The sequence below is a fragment of the Thermoactinomyces sp. DSM 45892 genome (assembly GCF_900107305.1).
In the GTDB taxonomy this organism is placed as follows: domain Bacteria; phylum Bacillota; class Bacilli; order Thermoactinomycetales; family Thermoactinomycetaceae; genus Baia.
The window spans coordinates 118,086-138,511 of the sequence record NZ_FNPL01000009.1; the positions used below are offsets into that span (position 1 = coordinate 118,086).

The following is a 20,426-nucleotide window of genomic DNA, read 5'->3' on the forward strand; positions in this document are numbered from 1 at the left end:
ATGAAGATGATATATCGTGAGATTTCGATTGACTGTGAATCCTGTTATATGAAGTACGTCATTGGAGCAAAGATGAATGATGCGCAGGATTGGGCAAGGTGGGAACCTGTAGAGGATGCAACCTGTCCGTGTTGTAAGTCAGAGAACTTAGATGAACTTATTGGATTAGTTCCCTACTACCAGGCCAAGCGCATTGGAAAATGGGCATATGAGCATTCAATCCAATCAGCAGAATGGAGCAAATTCCTTGATTTTTGCTACGAAGTTGCTAGGCTAACTGACGATACCCTTGATAAATTGATTGAGACCATTGAGAAGGAGTATCTACATGAAAAAGAGATGTAGTGTATGTCCCAAAGAAGATGTATATTGTCGTGTGGTAGCAGGTGTACACACAAAAACGTACTCATACTTTTGCGAAGGCTGTATAAAACCCTTTCACAATTATGGTGTAGTTCAAAGTGTCGTCCGTCTTAGTGATGGGCAGAAAGTCTCCCCTGTGGAGTGTGGTGTTTGTGGTTATTCACCGAAGGAGTCTAGATGGGGAGAAATCCATCATAATGGGAAGGTGGACTACTATTGTCTTCGATGTCACAATCCCATTGGCAAGTCGGATGGACTGGAGGAACTGTCATGAAAGGTATGATGTGTGCGTCTTGTAGGAAAAAACTGTTTAGGATCAACGAGAGGTTTTATGTATGTGTTTACTTACATTGTGAAAAAAATGCACAAATCAAGAATGCTGAAATGCTAGTAGGTGAAGGAGTTGTTCAGCTCCTACATCACAAACTCGGTGAGGAAGCAGTAGAAAACCTCCTGGTATCCAGATGGACCACAGAAGGTTTTGATAAGTGGCAAAGCAATTACAGTGATCTGATTGTCGGATCAGATCACTGCCTCTATACTACCACCAGAGATGGAATTGATCAAAAATGATCGATGTAGCACGTTTCGTCCAGTTGGAACTTTTCATTGAGGACGATATGAGTTTGTATCCAAATACTGCTCTGCTCCTTCTTGATTCTAGTAAATGTAATCCGATGACGGATCAGTATGGTACCACTTGGTCCTTTTCTACATGCGGTGAGTGTCAGTATCTAGTTGGATCTCGCTGTCAAAAGAACAGACAAAAGCATTGTTCAGAATGGGAAGCTTGCGGTCTTATTAAGCTGAAAATTTGAACGTTTATTATAAAACGGGTCGATGAGGGGTCTCTTCTGACGATGTAGCCTCTCTCGACTTACGAAACGTCAGTAATGATAGGTATGCATTTTCCGCTTCCCTCCTCTACGTACACTCCATAGCAAAAGCCTTGATTTCACCTGTTTTAGAGGAGGTCAAGCGGGAAGAGAGGAGCTTCGATCATGATTAGATTTTCACATCATCCCATTGAAAATATGAGAGAAGTTTGGCGTGATGTGGTTGGATATGAAGACCTATACAAGATTAGTTGTTTTGGGAAAGTGGTTAGGAAACGGCGTGTTATTTTGGATAGGCACGGTCGCAGAAAAGTTTTTCCGGAGTCAGCTATCCGACCATTTCACAATAAATTTGGTTACACTTATGTGAATCTACACCAGGACGGAAAAAACAGAAAGATGTTAGTGCATCGACTGGTTGCATTCAGCTTTTGGGAAGAAGCGGTTCAAGATCCATGCTATTCGGTTGAGCATTTGGACAACAAGCGGAATAACAATCGCCTAGATAATCTTTCATTCTACTTGTATCGTCAGGACTTCATTCAGAGTCCGATCAAGGAGCGGAAGCTGAGAGCGGAGTTAATGACACCCCTCTCCTCCCTCTTATCTCCAGAGGATGAGGACTTTGTAAAGTCAGCTTACAGACATAGATCGAGAGAGTACGGTATTCCTTCCCTTTCTAGGATGCTTGGAGTGGACCAGAAGCACATCAAAGAGATACTGGAGCGTGAAGCCTAATGCCGCCTGACTATAGCAAATGCTCTCAAGGCATGGCTGAACTATTGAGAAAAATGGATAAAAGCAAAAAATATGTTCAGGGTGTTATGAATGTCAAGAACGGCATGTTCAATAAAGTCAGGAGACAAGAGAGACGGCTTATATTTGAGCCTTCAGAAGTAGCCTGCTGTGTTTGCCGAAAGAATGTATTCAAGATACTTGATAAAGAGAAACGGTACTGTGTGCGTTGCCTTTATGAAAAGTATGACTTCGAAGAAAAAGTAAAAATGGCAAGTCTAGCTGATTTTCCTGTTGGAATTATGATCTTAAAGAATGGGAGACCCATCCCCTTTATATGGGATGAGGCGACTGATTATGCAGATGCTCTGGAAGTCCATCGAATGGAGAAAAAATGTCTGGCCGTAATCGGGATTGAAGGACAATTCAAGTTCGTTTTACCTAACAAAATCATGAGTATCAAACTGTACAGGGATTGGGGATGGGATGATGAAGATATGGGAGACAATGAAGCAGATCAAGAAGTGGTTTGAGTACATTCCTCCTGAAGATGAGATCGAAAAGCCTGTTAGATATAGGCCACAGTATGATGTTCATCTGGACTCCTCTCATGCCTCTGTCACATTTAATTATGAGAGAGATATAGTGAATGTTGCCGATGAGACCCCCTGTTACAGGTGTAGAAAAAGGCCATTTTGTAAGGTTTTAAATGGTCGAGGATACTGTATGCACTGTTCCACTTTGCAAGAGGTGACTGATGCTGAGTCCGTTTATCTCGATAATATGAAGTGGTATCCAGTAGGAAACTTTATCTCGGAAGATGGCATATACTCCCCCTTCTTGTGGCGAGATAAAGTTGATTATGTTGATTTGTACGCCAAGTATGCGTATTCAGATCGAGTTTTAAAAGTAGTTGGCTTGGATGGCACGATTGAAGCCATAGCAGTGAGCGAAATGTCTGACCTAGAACTTCATCAAGACCGTTTTGTTCCATTGAATTCAGAGTGGATTGATAGTATCACAGAGGATGATCGATGGTAGGGGAAGGCCCCACTCTCCCCTACTTCCCATTAAGATGAAAAGAAGAGGTGAACCAAGTGCAGATAAGTAGGAAAAAAAAGTTTATGAATAAATTAGCGAGTAATGAAGATATATTATTTTTTGGTTTCTTTGGGACTATAGTGACGGGTATTTTTTTCATAGTTACTCTATTGCAATTTTTTGATGAGGATAATGTGTTTGGTCGTGACAAACTTACAGGGTATCAAGAGAAGTGTTTTAGAGCTGAATCTGATGGCAGGGTGTGTGTGGTGAAAATCAAAGGTCTTCCAGAAAGTGAAGATGAGAAAGTGAATCTCTCGGGAGTAAGATTTGAGTTGATATCTGATGAGGGCAAGATTGAGAATGTGAACTATGTTCAATTCAAAAAAATTGAAAATGAAGATAAACGAATGAAAAATATCCAAAAAGACTAAGAGAATGGTAGGTGATTGGTTATGAGAAAATTAGTAGATGTATTGATCGAGAATACTCGTATAGTGCTTATTGGTGGGATGATTATTGTAGGGGTAGGTGCTATTAGTTCTATCTTTTGTTTTAAATATCAGTTAGCGATGGAACGAGATATCCGTAAACATAATAGTATTGTCACGAATTTCTTAGGAGAGTGCTTCACTGATCCTAAAAATAAACTATTGTGTGTTATGGATATTGAAGGATTTGATGAAAAGAAGCAAGTAGAGCTATCCAATGTAAGGTTTAAGATGCTTTCTGATACAAACGAAACTCAGATCCTTAATTTTGCTCAGATAACAAAATTAAGAGACATGGAGAAAGATTAGTTTTGAACGCTCCCACCACCTACACTGAAAGACTAGAGGTGGTGGATTCTTGGGTAATCCTAAAGGATCTCCCCCTCCATTAGATTAGAAAGGAATGTTATGAATGCCCAGTCCTGTTAGATGTTTTGAAATAATGACAGTTATGATTGTTATGTTCTTGATAGTGGAGTATCAAGTAAAACATTGCTTAAAATTAGGTCGGTTTATTAGATTATTAATATTCAGTATATCGTTGTTTGTTGCTAGTTTCGGCTTCAATAAAATCATGACTAGTGTTTTCAAGTCTTTGGTGGATAGGATCTCTCCCACCTCTTTCAATTTTAGCTTCGTTTGTATGATTGTCATTGGGATAATTGGTTCTTTCTATACAATTAATGGACTTAGAACAGAAAAGAAGGAATAAAAAGAACGCCCTCAGAGCTAATAAGAAGCCCACTGAGGGCGTTCTTTTTAATTCAGATACAATTACCCTATCTCGACATTTTTCCGACGTATAGAGACCGTCGGAATCGTCGAAACTAGAGGCTATGAAAGATAAAATACACATCCAGCAGCACCATGAAGAAGTTAAATGTTGTCCCCATTGTAAAATTGTTATGCAGGATACGCCGCCGCAGGCTATTTATTGTTCGAAATCCTGTCGTCAAAAGGCGCACTATTGGAGGAATAAAGAAGATCTACTACATGAACCATCGGAAGCTTCCTCTCCACCACCACCTAAAAGAAGCTTTAGAGAATGGATCGGAGACCAACTAATATCACTTGGAAAATGGATAAAAAAATCCGCATAAGAGAAGATTTCTCCCCCCATATGCGGATTTTTTTACTATGCTTTTTTAGCTACGGATTTATGGATATAGGCCGTATAACCAGATTTGGTTTTAATTTGAAACCATTCCTTATTTTCGCCGATAAGTGTCATCTTTGTACCCTTTGATACTTTTTGGCGGACTTGAGCCGTCATTGACGGATTAGCACGTACATTAACTAGATTCTCTATTGCGACTATACTTCCAGATGCTTTAGTAAAGCCACCACTTGATTGAGACTGAGATGTTGTAGTTGACTGGGATGTTGACACTGAGGTAACAAAATCCTTACGAATGAAGCCCGTTTTTCCAGAAACTTTCACTTGATACCAGTCACCAGATTTGCCGATTACCTCTAGAGTAGTACCGTTATTCACCTGGGTAACAATGAACGCACCTGTTGATGGTCCCGTTCTAATATTGACCTTGTTTCCTTTTACTTTTAAAGTCCCCTTGGATGATTGAACAGCAGCTGTTGAAGATCCACCCCACTTGCTTGTGGATTTTCCACTGTGAATCCAAATCGGTGTACCTTCTGGAATGATCTTAAAAAGTTCTAAGATGTTGGCCTCAGCCATGCGAATACAACCATTTGAGACGTATTTACCAATTGAATTCGGCTGATTTGTCCCGTGGATTCCGTAGACACGGCCATTGTCGCCTTTCACACTGAATCCAATCCATCTAGGACCAAGTGGATTTTTTGGATCTCCCCCAGGGATTCCCTTCCAACCTGGCTGAACGATTTTGACCACCGTTGTAAAGGTGCCTTCTGGAGTCAGATCCTTTGTTTTCCCTGTAGCTACAGGATAGGTTTTACTTACTTTTCCGTTTTGATAGAGATAAAGTTTGTTAGTCTTTTTATTGATCTCAATCTGGTAATTGGTGCTTGCTGCGTTTGCTGAATTTGGGGTTACGAAAGCCCCTATCAGAACTGCCAACGCAACTGTGATAGTTGTAAACCATTTAATATATTTCAATATGTTTCCCCTCCTATTATTTATATTACAACATTAAATGAATTTATTTTAATTGATAAAATTTACATTTATACAAATAAAGGATATAAAGAAAGTTTTTTCTAATAGTTATTGGGTTTGATTTTTTCGTACTTCATGCAGGAATCCATAGGGGATAAACAAGAACCATAACTTATGATACTTATCTATGGTTACTGTGCTTGAATAGCCTTAGTAATACAAGCTATTTGAGGTGCATACTCTCCGTGGAGTCATGGTGGTGAAACTGATGTTAGACTGGCTGACGATCAAAGAAGTACACGAGAAAACAAAGATAGCGGAAGGAACAATCAGGCGTTATCTAAACCTGCACCATCGATTCATTAAGAATACAAAAGATACAAGAAACACAATCAAGATCTCCCCTGCTTCGGTGCCTACTATACTCAAGATTCGTAATTGGTATGGTGAAGGATTGGCTAGAGAGCAAGTTGAAGAGGAATTAGCAGCAACTGAACCTATGTCAATAGTTGTGAGCGATGGAGAAAAGAGCTACACGCTTGGAGAATACATAGGTGGCGTGAATAAAGTGTTAGTAGAGATAGCCAAAAGGCTAGACGAACAAACACAACAGAATGCAATGTTAGTAGATGAAGTAGACACTTTGAAACAGGAATTACGTAAGCGAGATGAGCGATTTTCTGTACAATTGTCAAGGGTAGAGAAGTATGCAAAACGAAAGAATGATAGTTGGATTAGACGTATTTTTAGTCAAAAAAAGAATACTGAAGAGAAAGAATGATATGCAGAAGGTATACCATGGTATACCTTCGAGAATTCTTTACAATATAAGGATTTAGAGCTTCTTACGCAAATATTTTAAATTTCATGTTTACAAATAGTATACCATGGTATACTATTTATTTCAGAGGTTGATATTATTGAAGTTAGGGGATGTATGACCTGTGATAAATGAAACATTACGAATTATATCGGTCGATGGAGGAAATAAGGATATAAAAGCAGTTATGGGGAGTTTAGGGAATGCGATTAGATTTCCGAATATACTTTGCCCATTACCAGATGAACGTCAAAATCTTGAGGACGACTATTCATCAGTAAAAAAAGAGGACAAACTTACTACCCAATTAAAGAACTTGCATTTTAAAGTCAAGAGTCCATCATTAGGTGCTGAGTTTCATGAGAAAGTTTTTGGAGCTGGAGAACTTGCAATGAAAAACAAGAAAGGGCGGATGGAAGTCCCTGAGAGGACAGTAAAGGCGACAAACGATCAGATTTTGGTCATGTATCTATTGGTTGCTGCCCTTGATGCGATCAATACTAAGAACAGGGATTGGACAAACACAATCCACTACCAAGCTGTTCTATCTGCATTCCTGCCAATAGTAGACTTAAAGAGCAAAAAACAATATAAGGAAAAATTCCTCTCTCGTTTGAAGGGGAAACATGAGATTCAGTTTCTGCAAATGCCTGGCTTTGAGGGAACAAGGATCTTCATCACCTTCACTGAAATTTATGTAAGCCCAGAGGGAGTAGCTGCTGTTATAGACTTAGCAATACCAGAGGAAACCAACGCTCATATTGCTGATACAAGTCTAATGTCGAAAAAAGTTCTGGTAAATGAAATCGGTGGAGGAACTACTGAACAACCCATAGTCAATAAGGGTGGGGTGCCTGATAAGGACGAATCTGGAGGACTTCGAATAGGGACATCAAGTTATCTTGACGAGATTATGAAAGAAATATCAGTAGTACATGAATCCTATGAAGTTTCATCTCGTGAGAAGTTGATTGAGTATATGCAAGATCTTGATAAGCCTTATCATATTAAAGTCAATGGTGTACCTCGAGGGTTCAAGGATATAGCGGAACGTCATCTTGGTAGTTGTGCCAAGAGAATCTTTGATGAAATTGATTACAAATGGAAAAATGTTGACGATCTGGAAGTTGCTTTGAATATAGGTGGCGGTAGTATCTTGCTCAAACCTTATTTGGAGAAAGCCAACAATAGGAAGTACCCTTTTCAGTTTGTGTCTGATGAAAAGCTAGTTCCCTTTTTGAATGCTCGTGGAGGTTGGAAGATCGCACAGAGAAAAGAAGAAAAGAAGCGTTTAACGGTGAAATAGATGACCAAAAAAGTAGTAGTTAAGCCAGGAGATAGTCTTTCTATCAAGGTATCAACAAAATTGACAAAGGAACAACTGCAACTCATTAGCGATTGGAAGCAATCCAAAATCCTCTCAACTAAGTTTTTCGAAAAGGTAGATGAGGAGTTACATCTGGCCGTAAATCATGAAATACAATTGCCAATTCCTCGCCCACTGACAATAGAAGAACAGGAAAAGCTAAGTCAACCAATCGTACAACAAATGCTAGGAAACCTTTGTATGGCTTTGATATCCAATGAAATACCTGATGCTATAGTTGGTACGTCCCCACCAAGTCAAGTAAATTTAGAGCAACCTGTAGGTGTAGATACAACAGTTGTATCTAATGAAGCAGATGCTTGTATAGATGCAGCCTTAGACGATTGGTAGTAGTAGACAGTAAAAGGTTCCGTTAAATAAAAAGAGAGCAACTATTTCCCTCTAAGTAGAAGAGGAAATCTAGTTGCTCTCTTTTATGTAGGGTAAAGGATTGCTCCACCAATTGTCCATTTCGATTACTTCTTGCATAAGTGGCTTTTGTAGGATGTTCCCTTCTCTATGTAATATTTATTTGTTGTTGAGAAACATGGTTACATTCCATTTAAACCATTGTTCATGGGGGAGGGAGGTATCAATGGGAATTGGATCAAAACGAAACTTGTATATGTTGCCGTATTTGTCCCTCCTCTTACAATATCGCCGTACTGGTTAAACTTATATTTATCCAGAATCATTGATCCTTCACACCTTTCAACATTAATGATGTTATCATTATTTTCTAAATTAACAATTCTTATACCGTGATGGATAAAACAATAAAATCCCCCTTATTATCAGCTGATAATAAGGGGGATTTTCTAATTTTGTTCCTCTTCATACTCAATATGAGTTTGAAATAAATCTTCATATTTGCATTCCAAAATAGCTGTTATAGCCGCAATATGCTCATCTGTGTGTCTCTCAAGTTTATCGAATCTCGAAATAGTCCCTTGAGGGATGCCTGCCGCCGCTGCCAACTCATCTTGGTTCAATCCTCGTGCCTTTAAGACAGCTCCCAGGATTGGTTTGGTTGTGACTTTTTTTATCTTTTTCATCCTATAGAAACCTCATTCCTTATGTATATGGTATTGACATTATATCAGCAAATAGAAAATAAATAAACATCGAATATAATATATTTTATAGTTGATATTCGATATCGAATATCGTATAATAAAGATGTAAGGGAGGTGAGACAATGATCTTCGGAAAAGTTCACAAAGGCACAGCAAAAGTTATGGACGTATCAAAAGGGCGTATCGAGAACCTGACTCAATATGCTTCAAAACAAAAAAAGCTCCCTAAAGGTGCTGTAACACCTAAGAGAGCGGTTTAGAAAAAATATTTTATGATCGTAGTGTAGCACATATTGACAGGAGGCGCATCTATGAAAAATGGACTTTTAACATATGAAGAACTCCCTGAGAAATATAAAGAGCTATCAGCAGATTTACCACGAGAAGCGATTGACCATGTTCCAAAGGAGAAAAGCCGAAAGGCATATGATACAACTGGCTATGGCTATCAATTTTGTGTGAATCGCTTGAACGAGGTTCTATTTGGACACTGGCGAGAAATCACCACGGTTGTAAAACAAGAAGTCGCTAAATCTAACTCTGGAAAACCGATGTACAAAATTGTGATGCAGATGACAATCCAGATAGGAAATTGGCGTTGGGCAGAAGGAGAAAATGGATTTGAGATTTTAGCCCAAGTAAATGGTTATGGTGGTCATGAATCATTGGACGAGGCTTCGGCCTTTAAAGGAGCGTATACAAACACCTTTAAGAAGGTTGTAGCTATGCTAGGGGTTGGTAAAAAGGCTTACGAAGGGAAACTCGACAAGGATTATTTCAGTGTTGAAGCCCAGGAAGAACAAGAAGAAAATCTACTGTCTGAAGGTCAACGCAAATATATTTTCAAACTGCAAAAGGGTTTAAATATGACCGATGGAACCGCTAAGGAACTAGTAAAACATCGTTATCAGAAAACAAGTAGAACTGAACTCACGGTAGGACAAGCTACAGACTTCATCGATTACTTGAAAGAATCAACTAAAGCTTCCATTCTAAGCGATCTCCAAGAGTATAGGAGGGGTGTAGCATGAGTTTAAGCTATGCTCAACAGCAGTTAGAGGGTTCATATTCTCTAACTGCAACCCCCTTCAAATGGAAGGTAGCTGAAAAGGTACAACCTAGATCGGGACGAGGTTTTTATGATTATGTGAACCCTACCAGTGCAAAGCATATTCTCCTACTGGAAGATATGCAGATCGGACGTATCAAACGTGAATATGGAGACTTCCTGTGTGGGAAAGTGCAAATCAATCGGAAGTTACACGACCTCATGCATTTGAACGATATAGCTGTCACTGAGAGGGAAATTGAGAAGTCTAAACAACAGCGTATCACCTGCAAGAAGTGTTTAGAACTAGTTGAGCGGTTCAGTATATAAATCAAAGTGGGATCGGACGAATTGGTCTGATCCCCCAAGAAATAAAAATGAGATGGAGGACCTAATATGAGCGAAAAATTCAACCTTGTAGTTGCCGAATTACCATTAGTTATAACTGTATCAGAGGGCTTCATTGAAATGCCTATAATTCCAGATAAGGCAAAATACCTATTCGTTGACTATGATCATCTTCTACATGAGGAAGATGAAGGAATTATAGAAGATGAAATGAACGGCTTTGAAATAGGAATACGATTTCAAAAATCCGTGTTTGCATTGATAGAGATAGTAAAGAAACAAAAGCCCTCATATGGGTATGATTTTGTTATTGAGGAAAAGGGAAGTAGTCTTATACCAATCACATCAAACTACCAGGAAGTCCCCACAATAGTATTAGAGAAAGTGATGCAACTAGTTAATTCAGAAAAGAAGGAACGACAGTAAGGCGACAACTTGAGGAACTTGTTTTGTGATCCTCGAATAGATGGAGGGATTAACTCCCTCCTGATTCTAACAGCGGAACAGAGTGGTTGGATGTTCGCATGCAATATCTTGAAGAGTACAATGAGATTCAAGTTGGCGAACAAATGGAATTGTTTATGGAACGACTGAGCGCAAACTCGTTAAACTATGTCTTTACAAGATAAAACATTCAGAGGATTTACCCAAAATACTTTGCCAGGGAGAAGATAACATGATAGTTGGAAAAAGCGCAGTACGTAGCCTATGTAACGAAGTGGATAAAGTAGTTCGTGAGATTGACCAGATTACCCAATCTCATATTGACCGCACAGCAGATAAGATTGATGCAGAGCTGAATTCTTGCGCAAGAGAGCTAACCAATGCGCATAATACATTAGGTCAGATTAAACCGCTTGTAGATCGTCTCGTGCAACAAGTAGGGGGTAACGCTCCAGACCATGTACAAGTCCTAGTTAGCTCTATTTGTACCGAAATCATGTCTAAGGTGACAGGAGTTAGTACCAACATCTTAGAGGTTCAAAAGAATGTTAAGGATGTCGATAAATATACGGATCAAATCGACGGTTTAACAGATAAAATTGATGAGCTGACAGATAAGATTGATACCATTACCGACAAATATCAGAAGTGATAAAAGGAGAGAGCTTGATATGAGCGATTATTCACCAAAACCAGTGCCCAACTATATGTCGTCAGATTGGGGACAGCTGCACACAAAAACAGCAGCTCTAAATATTGACCACTTAGCCGATAAAGCTACATTTGCAATACAGGTACTAGAATCAACAGTAAAAGCGTTCGATTCTATTGAAAAAGAGATTGTGGATGCTTCTAACGCAGCTACTCCGATTACACGGGAAGGCTTGCGAGCGTTTTCCTTTCGGATAGATGCTCAACAGCAACAGTTAATGCAAGGATTGCAACAGTTGAAGCAGATGATGACTGATATTGATAAAGCCACAAATAGTATCCAACAACCAAAGACAAGCTGGTAATACCAACTAGTAGGAGAGGACAGATTATTATCTTCTCCTACTTTTTTAAAAACAATGTTGTTGAACAGTTCAGTTTGTGTTTATCCTAATATAACAAGGAGATCCACTGGTGAACAACAGCTGAAATTTAATCATTGGATGGAGAATAAACAAGAATACGTTATTCTCGATACTGAGACAACGGACCTTAACAACGCAGAAATATTGGAAATATCAGTAATAAATCTAGATGGGCATACACTGTATAATAGTTTGGCTCGTCCTGTAAATTCAATCTCACAAGGATCAATGAAGATACACGGGATTAACTATGAGATGGTAAAAGATGCGCCGACTTGGTTGGAAGTTTGGGAGGAATTGTACCCTTTGATCAAGGATAAAATCATCCTTATCTACAATTCGGATTTTGATTTGAGGGTCATACGAAGTTCCTTTTATCCATACAAAGTAGATTATTCGGATGAAAGGTATAAGAATACTTATGGGCTTAAAAGTGAGTGTGTAATGAAGACGTATGCATCATTGCGAAATAGTAGCTGGATTAAGTTAGAGGTGGCTTGCGGTTATAAAACAAAGCACAGGGCAACATCTGATTGTTTAGCAACTTTAGATGTGATCAAAAATACATATGATCCCAGCTATACAAAAGTGGATCTCAAACGCAGCCAGTTTTATAAGCAATATTTGGATCATACGGGTGATATAAAGACTTGTGGAAATACATGAGAAGCTTGAGTATTACAGAAAGCTCCAAGATGAGATGTTTCAAAGGCTACTTATGACTGATGACGAAATTCAATCTCTCATTGAAGTGGAAGAGGCTAAAAAGGAAGCGGCTGCTACCAAAAAAGGAGACGGACATAATTTGACCAATGATGAGCTTCCGTTTTGAGTTGTTTTGAGTAAGCTAAGTAATAGCAATTAGATAAAAAAAGAAGAATTCCTTGTGTTATCTGGAATTCTTCTTTTTTTATTTTGTAGTAACTGCTGCGGCTTTTCTTTCAGACATGATCACAAATTGTATTAATCGAGAGGCGACTATATTAGATAAGGTAAGTTTATTTACCCCTGATCGTCCTTGGTTTTTATTTATGGTATCAATTTTGTCCTGGAACTGAGATTTCAACTGCCCAGAAATGCCAATATCAACATTGGCATCTTTACCAATATCCAGTAGTGCATAAGATATGTCGAATTTGTCTGTTTTAGATTCAACTAATTGATATATATAGGATACGATTAAGCTGCTTCTATCAATGCCTTCACGTTCTTCTGCATCGCATAGTCGCTCTATCATGTTATTGGAAAACCGCACTATTATACGTTTAAGCCGTTCAGCCATTGTTCTTTCCACCCTTCAGTTCATTGTGAGTGATATACACATACATTATATCTATAATACAGATAAAATTAATGAATGTCAAAGATAAAACGCATCAAAAATGTATGGACATATAACATACAAAATGCTATAATAAAGATGTAAGGGAGATTCAATAAAAGGGGCGATTCGCAATGAATACACAACATAAAAATGAGATAATAATTACTTTTTCTTCAAAAGTATAATGTATGGCAATATCACTTACTTAATAAAAAGGAGTGCTTTAAATGATTAAGCAGGATAAAGTCAATATTTCGTTAGAGGATCGAGATCTTATAGTACTCTTGGATCAATTAGATAATTCATTTTTGGCAGATGAAGAATTACTGGAGCAGAAACAAGAACAACTTAGTTTGACAGAAAGTGATGGCGATACAGAGTTGGTAACATATATTCAAGGAGAAATTGAACGAACAAAGGATCGGATGAATGAGAATCGTAGAGTTTTAACGATGATTACGAGATCAATGGAAAATGATAGACGTTTTTGTGTTATTCGGTGGGCAGAAGAAGATATTGTAGTAGTACTAGAAGAATGTGGAGTAGAGCCGACACGCGAAAATATAGAGATCGTAAAAAGTCAGAGTGGGATTCTCCAAGACCGAGGAGTATTTGGTGGTCTTGAAACACTTAGGGAGATAGTGAATGAGGAAATATGTTTGAAAACGTATCAAGATCATAAGGGAGTTGTATAAGCATGAGGAAAAATGAGCATGTAAAACTATATACCTATGGTACATATGGGTTTGAAAGGCAAATCATAATACAAAGAAGTGATCTTCGTAATCTTATGGATCAACGTGGCTGGAAGGAAGATATAGATACCTTCTTTGATGAGTACGATTGGGATAATTCCAAGACTATTCTGGAGGATGCATTGAGAAAAGGCATTTCTGTTGAAATCCATTCTGATTTTCGTTCTGTGGTGACACGAACAAAAAAAGTAACTGATTCTGACTGTAATGTAATTGGCAAAATCAGAGACTACTACTTAATCTCGGATGAACCTATACAATTATGTACGGGAGAAATGGAAGCGATTATGGATGCGCTAGATGAGATGCCTAACAAAGAAGACACTACCGAATGGGAACCCGAAGGTGGAGGGTACTTACTCCTAGTCCATCCAGACTACTATCAAGAGATTTGAAGGGGGATATATATGAGCAACTTAAACAAAGAAGAAATACTTGATCTATGCAAACAAATCGACAACCAAGAAGAGTATGTTCGTGTTTCGTATGTAATACCAGTGGAGTTTTACTTGGAGAAGTTGGTGGATGAAATGACCAACAGAGAAATAGAGGTACTTCCCAAGGAAAAGGTGTTGAATTACCTAGAGCATAATCATGATTATGCAAATAATTGCTTGGGTCTAGAGATTTGCAACGAAGCAGAATACTATGCATTTGAGACAGTACATGAAGTTAGAAACACAGAAATGTAATTTAATATAACACAATGTATGGTAATATCACTTACATTGTGTTATATTAAAGATGTAAGGAAGAGTTGATATAAAAGGGAGAGATGCTTAATGAACTACGAAGAAAAAAAAGAACAACGTATTGAGCGTTATGAAAGATTGGCTGAAAAACATCAGGAACTTAGTAACGCCTATTGCAATTCACATTCCATTCAAACACTTAGAGGTATGGCTGGTGAGCCAATCAAAGTGGGACATCATTCAGAAGGGCGACATCGGCGTTTAGTAGAGCGTGGTCACAATGATATGAGGAAGTCCATAGATCATAGTAAGACAAGTGAATACTACATTAGAAAGGCAGAGGCGGCACGAAATAACAAAGCAATTTACTCTGATGATGAAGATGCAATTGAAAAGTTAAGCATGAGAATTGAAGAGCTAGTTGAAATTCATGAGACGATGAAAACAGCCAATGCAGAATATCGAAAGTACAAAGGCGATGTTGACAGGATGTCAGTCTCTGAAAGGATAAAGGAAACAATCAGAAGGAATAGGGAAGGGGTTCATAATCCTGAAAAATACAAACCATTTGCAAGTTATTGTCTTACGAATAGCAATGCAAATATTAAACGACTGAAGAGAAGATTGGAAGCTCTCCAGAAGGCTTCTCAAGATGTTACAACAGAAATAACTATCAATGGAATTACGATAGTAGACAACGTAGAAGACAAACGATTACAGATGTTCTTTAATGGGAAACCACCAAAAGAAATCCGCACAAAGTTAAAACGCCATGGTTTCCGTTGGGCTATGAGTAAAGGGGCATGGCAACGTTATAGATGTAGTTATGTAATGGAATGGGCTAAAGAGATGGCAGAAAGTATTTCTTCTATGAAATAATGTATGGTAATATCACTTACATTGTGTTATAATAAAGATGTAAGAGAGAGTTCTTAAAGATCCAGAATAGAGAAGGAGGAACTTAAAAATGAGACATCCGAAACTAGACGAGTTTGAATCATGGATTATTAGTGCAGATCTCCATGAAAGATATGAGAAATTTTACGAACGCATACAAGACATGATTGATTGTGGCGTCCACCCAAGAGTGGCCCGTGTTCATGCTGCAAGGCTGCTATGTCTCCTATCTGAAAAATAATAAGTAAAGGATGATGTTCATGAAAACACCAACAGGACCCTTAAAGCTTAGAGAGTTAGCCGAAAAACTCAGCATTAAAATCATTGAAAAACGATCTCCAGACAGGCTTACAAATACACGTCGACGTTTGGCCATAGCAGCTAGTATGCACCGAGATGCAGACCGCTTAGAACAGCTACAAAAGGTGATGTTGTCCATTGCCACAGCTATTGAAGATGGAACCGCAGTTTACTTGAAAAAGATCAAAAATCGAACTCAAGTAGAAACGTTAATCCAAGAGAGTAATAGAGCCAAACGTTTGATGGATCGAAAAAAGCCTTTCTACTATTACAGCGAGCAAAACAATAGCTATAGAGACACTGAAGCAAGAGATCTGACAATGGAAGAAATCATCATGTATACTACAATGCCGAATTTTGAGTGCGGAGCGTATAGAATCAACCACTTTTTAGATGATCTGGAGAAGGTGCTGGACTTTCAAGATGAAGGTTGTAGAGAGGATTATGAGAAGATAAAGAGATACATTGAAATGCAGGATCGGGATTACATTGATTTGTCGCCTGTACGAAAAGAAATGGAAAGACTCCTATCCATGGGGAAAAAACACAGAAGAACAAAGTATTCAGCTCAAAGTATTCATAGTCTCTTGATGGAAAGAAAGCGTTTAGAGGCGATAGGAATTTTCACAGATGAAGACTATCGACAATGCCTGATCGAGTTGTTACCTCATATAAACGGAACCAAAAAAAGCGAAGAACAGGTGAGAGTGGAACGAATTAAAATGAAAGAGCAGGAAATCGCACATAGGAATATACCAGGGTATTTCCCAACACCAGATGAGGTTGTGGAACAGATGATAAACGAAGCAGACATTCATTCCGATATGAAGGTGCTGGAGCCATCTGCTGGAGCTGGTCACATTGCGGATTGCTTAGTGGAAACAGGCGCACAAGTAGATGTAATCGAAATCAACTACAGCTTGCGAGAGCTGCTGAAAGAGAAGGGATACAACATAGTTGGGCAGGATTTCCTAGTGTCTCAAGAAAAAGGGAAATATGATCGAATCATCATGAATCCACCATTTGAAAGCGGACAAGATGCTATTCACATCCAACATGCCTATCATTTAGTCAAGCCAGGTGGAAAGGTAGTGGCCCTAGCAAGTGAAGGACCATTCTTCCGACAAGATAGTCAATCAAAGAAATTTCGAGAGTTTTTAACCCGACATGATGGGTACTCCCTCAAACTCCCCCCTAACTCCTTCCTTAACTCTGACCGATCAACGGGTGTAAATATCCGCTTGGTGGTTCTGGAAAAATCCGAAACCCATGTAAGTGATGTGGCTAGTTAACAAAATGATGTGTAATACAAAGGCTGAACATCTTTAGAAGGATAATGTGTGGCGGAGCTGTTCAGTCTCATGTAGTACATATGAAAGGATGATCAATGTGTTGGATGTCATAAACGAAATAAAGGATTTTTACAACCCTCATTTATCGTATGGAATACCGAAGCCACAAATAGGTGATGACGGACTCACCATTACAAAAGAGGAAATCGGAGAAAAAGTACCAAACAAAGACATTTACTTTAAAAGATACTATCGTACAGGTTCATACAGAATCACGATACCTACGAAGCTAAAAGGGCGTAGGGGAAGGTTTGTCGGCAGATACTTAGAGGACAAGTATAAGAATTCGTTTTACAGCGGTTGGTATGTGTACTGGGTTTCAGAAAAAACATTTGAAAAAATATGTAAGGATGCTTCCTAAGGGAGGGGATGTACATGAATGAGTACGGAGACGTCAATTATGTAGAATGGACGGAAGAAGAGAAAGAAGCGTACACAATCGAGTTAGCAAACTCCATAATTGGGCAAGAATGTTGGGAGCGTAGGAATCAAGATGACCCTACTTGTACGAAACGTTTAGTTGAGTACGCAACTACGTTAGAGAAGTCTATCCTCAAAAGTCAAATACAGGCGGAAGATATGCGCTATGCAAGTGATCGAAAAATGAGGGAGCTTATACGTGATGATACTTTAGTTGCAAAGGTTTTGGATGATGTCGACAATTTCCTTAAAAGGAGAGAGCGGATTTATGGATATGCCGTACAAAACACTTGTAAAAGAATTTTCTGAATCTGAATTAACACAAAAGATGTACAAGAGAGCCAAACGAGATAAGTTTAAAAAACGTTTCGCATGGTATGTGAAATCGTTTGAGGAACATGACGAGATAAAAGAGTACATCCAAGTGAATAACGCTGTTTGCCCTGAAATGCTAGCTATGCCAGAGTATGTGCAACTGGACGAAGTTACACAAGTCGAGCATAGATACTGTAAGTTTCTGGATGATGTACAACTTGAGCTAAACAGAAAAATGATAAAGGGGACGATCTATAACATGATGATTACAGACTACTTAAAAGACACATCAGAACTTGTAAATAAGTTGCACAGTGAGTTAACTTGGAAAGGCGATGAATGCTTTGATGATATTCATAAAATCATGACTCCAGCCGACGAGAAAGTATGCGAATTAAGTGATGCGGTTTATCAATATGTAGGGGAACTCTCGAGTGCGGAGCGAGATAAGGTCGAAGAAACGTTCTATGACCTTCAAGAAGTAAGGGACTTGTTAAGTGAGCGAGATTTTGACGATGCTTTTGAAGCGATTGAGAACGTAGAAAATGCAGGTCGTCTCTTAAATAATATCGTAAACAACCTACCGACTACTTCGAAAAAAGTATTGATTTCGAAAGGAGAATCAACATGAAGCGAAAACAAGTCACAATGGATGAATGGGAAAGGATTGAATGTAAGAAAACGGAGATCGTACATAGGTTAGATTCTACTTGGGCGAGATCCTTCTGCATTATGCAGATTTTAGAAGTAAGGGAACCGCTTGTCATAGAGGAAGATGGAGAAGAAATCTGCCTTATAGATAAAGGATATACACGGATTCAACACGTTTTTCCGAGTACTCCATATGCCATTAGCACATTCATAGATCGAGAAAATAAGGTAGTTGAATGGTATATAGATATTTGCAAACAGGTTGGATGGGATCGTCAGCAAATACCTTGGTACGATGACTTATTTCTGGATGTAGTTATATATCCGAGTCTATCAAAACTGGTAGTACTGGATGAAGAGGAATTAGAAGAAGCGAGATTGACCAGGAAGATCTCACAAGAGGAGTATGAATTTGCCTGGAGAGTCTTAAAAGATTTGATGAACCAATACTATGAAGGCAGTCTTTCACCTTTGTTAAACAGATGCTATCAAGATTTTTTGGAATGGCAGAATGGAAGCATATAGACTCGATAGAGCACATGAGATTGAAAAAGAAGCTATTTACCACCACCAAGCAATAAAATAGCTTCTCTTTTCAATCTTTATATATAAAGAGACATCTAGAAAGAACTAGATACTACTTTACACTAACAGTATCTATTCTAGACATCACAATTTGAATATGCAATACTATTATTGCATAGTAATGAAAATCCCTTAAACGATATATTTAAGGGGGAAAAACTGTCTCGGATCTGCGGATCTTGTAGACAGTTTTTTTATTTCTTTAAAATCATACTTGTAATGTTACATATGTTATTTTACTTGAATAATCATTGATTTAGATGTATGATAAATGTAATGTTACAAATGGAATGAAAGGAGAATGGTTGGATTTGTTGACTGTACAAGAGGCTACTGAGATATTGAACGCAGCCAACATTACTCACTCAAGCGAGACTCTAAAGCGTTGGATTAGAGAAGGAAAAATAAAGGCAACTAAGATCCAAGGTGAACATAGTCCTGGAATCAATCGAAAAGAAGGATATCACATTGAAGAAGAGGAATTGAATCGCTTCATTGAAAGAAAGAACCCACACTACCTAGATGCACTTGTCCTCAATGCTAAGATGAAAGTGTTCCAGGAGAAACAAGATTTACTATCGAAAATTAGTGATTTGACCTGGGAATATGCTAGTCATCTGCTGAATCCTCAACAGGAGGAAAAGGCAGCTCAGTTGAAGGCAGAATTGGACAGATTGTGGGCAATAATGAGAGAGCTAGAATCAGAGTAGTAAGGCATTCGGATGAGACGGGCTGTAAGGCTATATATATTGATTCTTTTTACCTTCGTATACAAAGACACTCAGAATCAAAAATAAGCTTTCATACAGGTTCGCAGGGGTATGTTTTGGAAGGTGAAAACAGATTTCTACACAAAAAACTAGGAGGAACGAAAAATGAATACAAACAACCTTTATTTAGCTGGAAAAGGCATGACCCTTATGAAGATTTACTTTGAAAATGGGCAAATCGCTCAACTTGAAGATAAGGATGCAAGAGTTGCCTTGTCACTCATATCAAATAACGAAATCCTACCCATCATGGACTTGGTGGGTGGAGAAAAACTAGATCTAGCTGGCATGGTTAAGTTTGACATGCTTTACACTACTAAGGGATAGTGGCTTTGAGATTTGATTCATTTTCGTACATTGGACTGTACCCCTACGTAAGTTAATTCACTCACAGGAGCGTGTTTAAAATGCCACATACATTCACTGATTGGTACTGTCCGACTTGTGAAATACATAAGTCAACAAACACCTTTACTTTCGAACCTGACCCTCACATATGCAAATATTGCTACAAGACAATGAAAAAGCTAAAAGAAAGACCGCCTGAGATCATACCTTGCTCATACTGCGGTATAAGAACAGAATATAACAACGAACTTCGCGCATGCTCTAACTGTTACGAT

General features: G+C 38.5%; 35 protein-coding genes. 32 read left to right on the plus strand and 3 right to left on the minus strand.

Translation table 11 applies throughout. The features are described from left to right. From BLU58_RS09025 to BLU58_RS09065, 9 genes are all read left to right on the plus strand, one after another. Positions 1-345, plus strand: a complete 345-nt coding sequence (locus tag BLU58_RS09025) for a hypothetical protein (protein WP_093291905.1) — start codon at positions 1-3, stop codon at positions 343-345. Beyond that, complete coding sequence (locus tag BLU58_RS09030) at positions 329-637, plus strand: hypothetical protein (RefSeq protein ID WP_093291906.1); 309 nt, start codon at positions 329-331, stop codon at positions 635-637. The genes BLU58_RS09025 and BLU58_RS09030 overlap by 17 nt, the downstream gene beginning before the upstream one ends. Then, on the plus strand, positions 634-936 hold the full coding sequence (locus tag BLU58_RS09035) for a hypothetical protein (protein ID WP_093291907.1): 303 nt from the start codon (positions 634-636) through the stop codon (positions 934-936). Before BLU58_RS09030 ends, BLU58_RS09035 begins: the two co-directional genes overlap by 4 nt. Beyond that, entirely contained in the window at positions 933-1,181 is a 249-nt protein-coding gene (locus BLU58_RS09040) for a hypothetical protein (RefSeq protein WP_093291908.1), read from the plus strand. The genes BLU58_RS09035 and BLU58_RS09040 overlap by 4 nt, the downstream gene beginning before the upstream one ends. Positions 1,182-1,364: 183 nt before the next feature. Then, complete coding sequence (locus BLU58_RS09045; RefSeq protein ID WP_093291909.1) at positions 1,365-1,937, plus strand: NUMOD4 domain-containing protein; 573 nt, start codon at positions 1,365-1,367, stop codon at positions 1,935-1,937. Beyond that, positions 1,937-2,467, plus strand: a complete 531-nt coding sequence (locus tag BLU58_RS09050; RefSeq protein ID WP_093291910.1) for a hypothetical protein — start codon at positions 1,937-1,939, stop codon at positions 2,465-2,467. The genes BLU58_RS09045 and BLU58_RS09050 overlap by 1 nt, the downstream gene beginning before the upstream one ends. Beyond that, positions 2,424-2,975 (plus strand): hypothetical protein, encoded by a 552-nt coding sequence (locus tag BLU58_RS09055; RefSeq protein ID WP_143123755.1) that lies wholly within the window; start codon positions 2,424-2,426, stop codon positions 2,973-2,975. The genes BLU58_RS09050 and BLU58_RS09055 overlap by 44 nt, the downstream gene beginning before the upstream one ends. 83 nt (positions 2,976-3,058) lie before the next feature. Continuing rightward, a complete protein-coding gene (locus BLU58_RS09060; protein ID WP_143123756.1) occupies positions 3,059-3,409 on the plus strand; it encodes a hypothetical protein in 351 nt (116 codons plus the stop codon). A gap of 21 nt (positions 3,410-3,430) precedes the next feature. Further along, positions 3,431-3,775 carry a hypothetical protein gene (locus BLU58_RS09065; protein ID WP_093291913.1) on the plus strand — a complete coding sequence of 115 codons (345 nt, stop codon included), beginning with the start codon at positions 3,431-3,433 and terminating at the stop codon, positions 3,773-3,775. 826 nt (positions 3,776-4,601) lie between these two features. Here BLU58_RS09065 and BLU58_RS09075 read toward each other — a convergent pair. Continuing rightward, positions 4,602-5,564: a L,D-transpeptidase family protein gene (locus BLU58_RS09075; protein ID WP_093291915.1), complete on the minus strand. Its 963-nt coding sequence runs from the start codon at positions 5,562-5,564 to the stop codon at positions 4,602-4,604. A gap of 259 nt (positions 5,565-5,823) precedes the next feature. On the opposite strand from BLU58_RS09075, the gene BLU58_RS09080 reads away from it, so the two are divergent. From BLU58_RS09080 to BLU58_RS09090, 3 genes are all read left to right on the plus strand, one after another. Then, positions 5,824-6,345, plus strand: coding sequence for a hypothetical protein (locus tag BLU58_RS09080; protein ID WP_143123758.1), 522 nt, complete (start codon positions 5,824-5,826; stop codon positions 6,343-6,345). Positions 6,346-6,508: 163 nt separating this feature from the next. Further along, a complete protein-coding gene (locus BLU58_RS09085; protein ID WP_093291917.1) occupies positions 6,509-7,690 on the plus strand; it encodes a ParM/StbA family protein in 1,182 nt (393 codons plus the stop codon). Next, on the plus strand, positions 7,691-8,101 hold the full coding sequence (locus tag BLU58_RS09090; RefSeq protein WP_093291918.1) for a hypothetical protein: 411 nt from the start codon (positions 7,691-7,693) through the stop codon (positions 8,099-8,101). A gap of 467 nt (positions 8,102-8,568) precedes the next feature. Here the strand turns inward: BLU58_RS09090 and BLU58_RS09095 are convergent, their stop codons facing one another. Next, positions 8,569-8,805, minus strand: a complete 237-nt coding sequence (locus BLU58_RS09095) for a helix-turn-helix domain-containing protein (RefSeq protein WP_093291919.1) — start codon at positions 8,803-8,805, stop codon at positions 8,569-8,571. 143 nt (positions 8,806-8,948) lie between these two features. On the opposite strand from BLU58_RS09095, the gene BLU58_RS16420 reads away from it, so the two are divergent. The 8 genes from BLU58_RS16420 to BLU58_RS16425 all read left to right on the plus strand — a co-directional run bounded on the left by BLU58_RS16420 (position 8,949) and on the right by BLU58_RS16425 (position 12,574). Continuing rightward, positions 8,949-9,086: a hypothetical protein gene (locus BLU58_RS16420; protein ID WP_176786582.1), complete on the plus strand. Its 138-nt coding sequence runs from the start codon at positions 8,949-8,951 to the stop codon at positions 9,084-9,086. A gap of 51 nt (positions 9,087-9,137) precedes the next feature. Continuing rightward, positions 9,138-9,857: a hypothetical protein gene (locus BLU58_RS09100; RefSeq protein WP_093291920.1), complete on the plus strand. Its 720-nt coding sequence runs from the start codon at positions 9,138-9,140 to the stop codon at positions 9,855-9,857. Next, the gene (locus BLU58_RS09105) at positions 9,854-10,204 is read left to right on the plus strand and encodes a hypothetical protein (RefSeq protein WP_093291921.1); all 351 of its coding nucleotides are present in this window, start codon (positions 9,854-9,856) and stop codon (positions 10,202-10,204) included. Before BLU58_RS09100 ends, BLU58_RS09105 begins: the two co-directional genes overlap by 4 nt. Positions 10,205-10,270: 66 nt before the next feature. Then, positions 10,271-10,648, plus strand: coding sequence for a hypothetical protein (locus tag BLU58_RS09110; RefSeq protein WP_093291922.1), 378 nt, complete (start codon positions 10,271-10,273; stop codon positions 10,646-10,648). Between the two features lie 250 nt (positions 10,649-10,898). Then, positions 10,899-11,318: a hypothetical protein gene (locus BLU58_RS09115; protein WP_093291923.1), complete on the plus strand. Its 420-nt coding sequence runs from the start codon at positions 10,899-10,901 to the stop codon at positions 11,316-11,318. Positions 11,319-11,373: 55 nt separating this feature from the next. Further along, positions 11,374-11,682, plus strand: coding sequence for a hypothetical protein (locus BLU58_RS09120; RefSeq protein ID WP_255404663.1), 309 nt, complete (start codon positions 11,374-11,376; stop codon positions 11,680-11,682). Positions 11,683-11,820: 138 nt separating this feature from the next. After that, positions 11,821-12,408 carry a 3'-5' exonuclease gene (locus BLU58_RS09125; RefSeq protein WP_176786583.1) on the plus strand — a complete coding sequence of 196 codons (588 nt, stop codon included), beginning with the start codon at positions 11,821-11,823 and terminating at the stop codon, positions 12,406-12,408. Then, positions 12,395-12,574, plus strand: coding sequence for a hypothetical protein (locus BLU58_RS16425; RefSeq protein WP_093291926.1), 180 nt, complete (start codon positions 12,395-12,397; stop codon positions 12,572-12,574). The genes BLU58_RS09125 and BLU58_RS16425 overlap by 14 nt, the downstream gene beginning before the upstream one ends. A 78-nt stretch (positions 12,575-12,652) precedes the next feature. Here BLU58_RS16425 and BLU58_RS09135 read toward each other — a convergent pair whose 3' ends face one another. Further along, positions 12,653-13,024 (minus strand): hypothetical protein, encoded by a 372-nt coding sequence (locus BLU58_RS09135; protein ID WP_093291927.1) that lies wholly within the window; start codon positions 13,022-13,024, stop codon positions 12,653-12,655. A 269-nt stretch (positions 13,025-13,293) separates the two neighbouring features. On the opposite strand from BLU58_RS09135, the gene BLU58_RS09140 reads away from it, so the two are divergent. The 12 genes from BLU58_RS09140 to BLU58_RS09190 all read left to right on the plus strand — a co-directional run bounded on the left by BLU58_RS09140 (position 13,294) and on the right by BLU58_RS09190 (position 20,130). Then, complete coding sequence (locus BLU58_RS09140; RefSeq protein WP_093291928.1) at positions 13,294-13,761, plus strand: hypothetical protein; 468 nt, start codon at positions 13,294-13,296, stop codon at positions 13,759-13,761. 2 nt (positions 13,762-13,763) lie between these two features. After that, a complete protein-coding gene (locus tag BLU58_RS09145) occupies positions 13,764-14,216 on the plus strand; it encodes a hypothetical protein (RefSeq protein WP_093291929.1) in 453 nt (150 codons plus the stop codon). A gap of 12 nt (positions 14,217-14,228) precedes the next feature. Further along, positions 14,229-14,513: a hypothetical protein gene (locus BLU58_RS09150; protein ID WP_093291930.1), complete on the plus strand. Its 285-nt coding sequence runs from the start codon at positions 14,229-14,231 to the stop codon at positions 14,511-14,513. 90 nt (positions 14,514-14,603) lie between these two features. Next, positions 14,604-15,392, plus strand: a complete 789-nt coding sequence (locus BLU58_RS09155) for a DUF3560 domain-containing protein (protein ID WP_093291931.1) — start codon at positions 14,604-14,606, stop codon at positions 15,390-15,392. Positions 15,393-15,480: 88 nt separating this feature from the next. Then, positions 15,481-15,651, plus strand: coding sequence for a hypothetical protein (locus BLU58_RS16430; protein WP_176786584.1), 171 nt, complete (start codon positions 15,481-15,483; stop codon positions 15,649-15,651). A gap of 19 nt (positions 15,652-15,670) precedes the next feature. Continuing rightward, complete coding sequence (locus tag BLU58_RS09160; RefSeq protein WP_176786585.1) at positions 15,671-17,002, plus strand: methyltransferase; 1,332 nt, start codon at positions 15,671-15,673, stop codon at positions 17,000-17,002. A gap of 100 nt (positions 17,003-17,102) precedes the next feature. Continuing rightward, positions 17,103-17,423 (plus strand): hypothetical protein, encoded by a 321-nt coding sequence (locus tag BLU58_RS09165; protein WP_143123759.1) that lies wholly within the window; start codon positions 17,103-17,105, stop codon positions 17,421-17,423. Positions 17,424-17,437: 14 nt separating this feature from the next. Next, a complete protein-coding gene (locus BLU58_RS09170; protein WP_093291934.1) occupies positions 17,438-17,791 on the plus strand; it encodes a hypothetical protein in 354 nt (117 codons plus the stop codon). Next, positions 17,751-18,428, plus strand: coding sequence for a hypothetical protein (locus BLU58_RS09175; protein ID WP_093291935.1), 678 nt, complete (start codon positions 17,751-17,753; stop codon positions 18,426-18,428). Before BLU58_RS09170 ends, BLU58_RS09175 begins: the two co-directional genes overlap by 41 nt. Next, positions 18,425-18,973, plus strand: coding sequence for a DUF402 domain-containing protein (locus BLU58_RS09180; protein WP_093291936.1), 549 nt, complete (start codon positions 18,425-18,427; stop codon positions 18,971-18,973). Before BLU58_RS09175 ends, BLU58_RS09180 begins: the two co-directional genes overlap by 4 nt. 365 nt (positions 18,974-19,338) lie before the next feature. Continuing rightward, positions 19,339-19,743, plus strand: a complete 405-nt coding sequence (locus BLU58_RS09185) for a helix-turn-helix domain-containing protein (protein WP_218122191.1) — start codon at positions 19,339-19,341, stop codon at positions 19,741-19,743. A gap of 165 nt (positions 19,744-19,908) precedes the next feature. Next, entirely contained in the window at positions 19,909-20,130 is a 222-nt protein-coding gene (locus BLU58_RS09190) for a hypothetical protein (RefSeq protein WP_093291938.1), read from the plus strand. Positions 20,131-20,426: the final 296 nt, after the last annotated feature.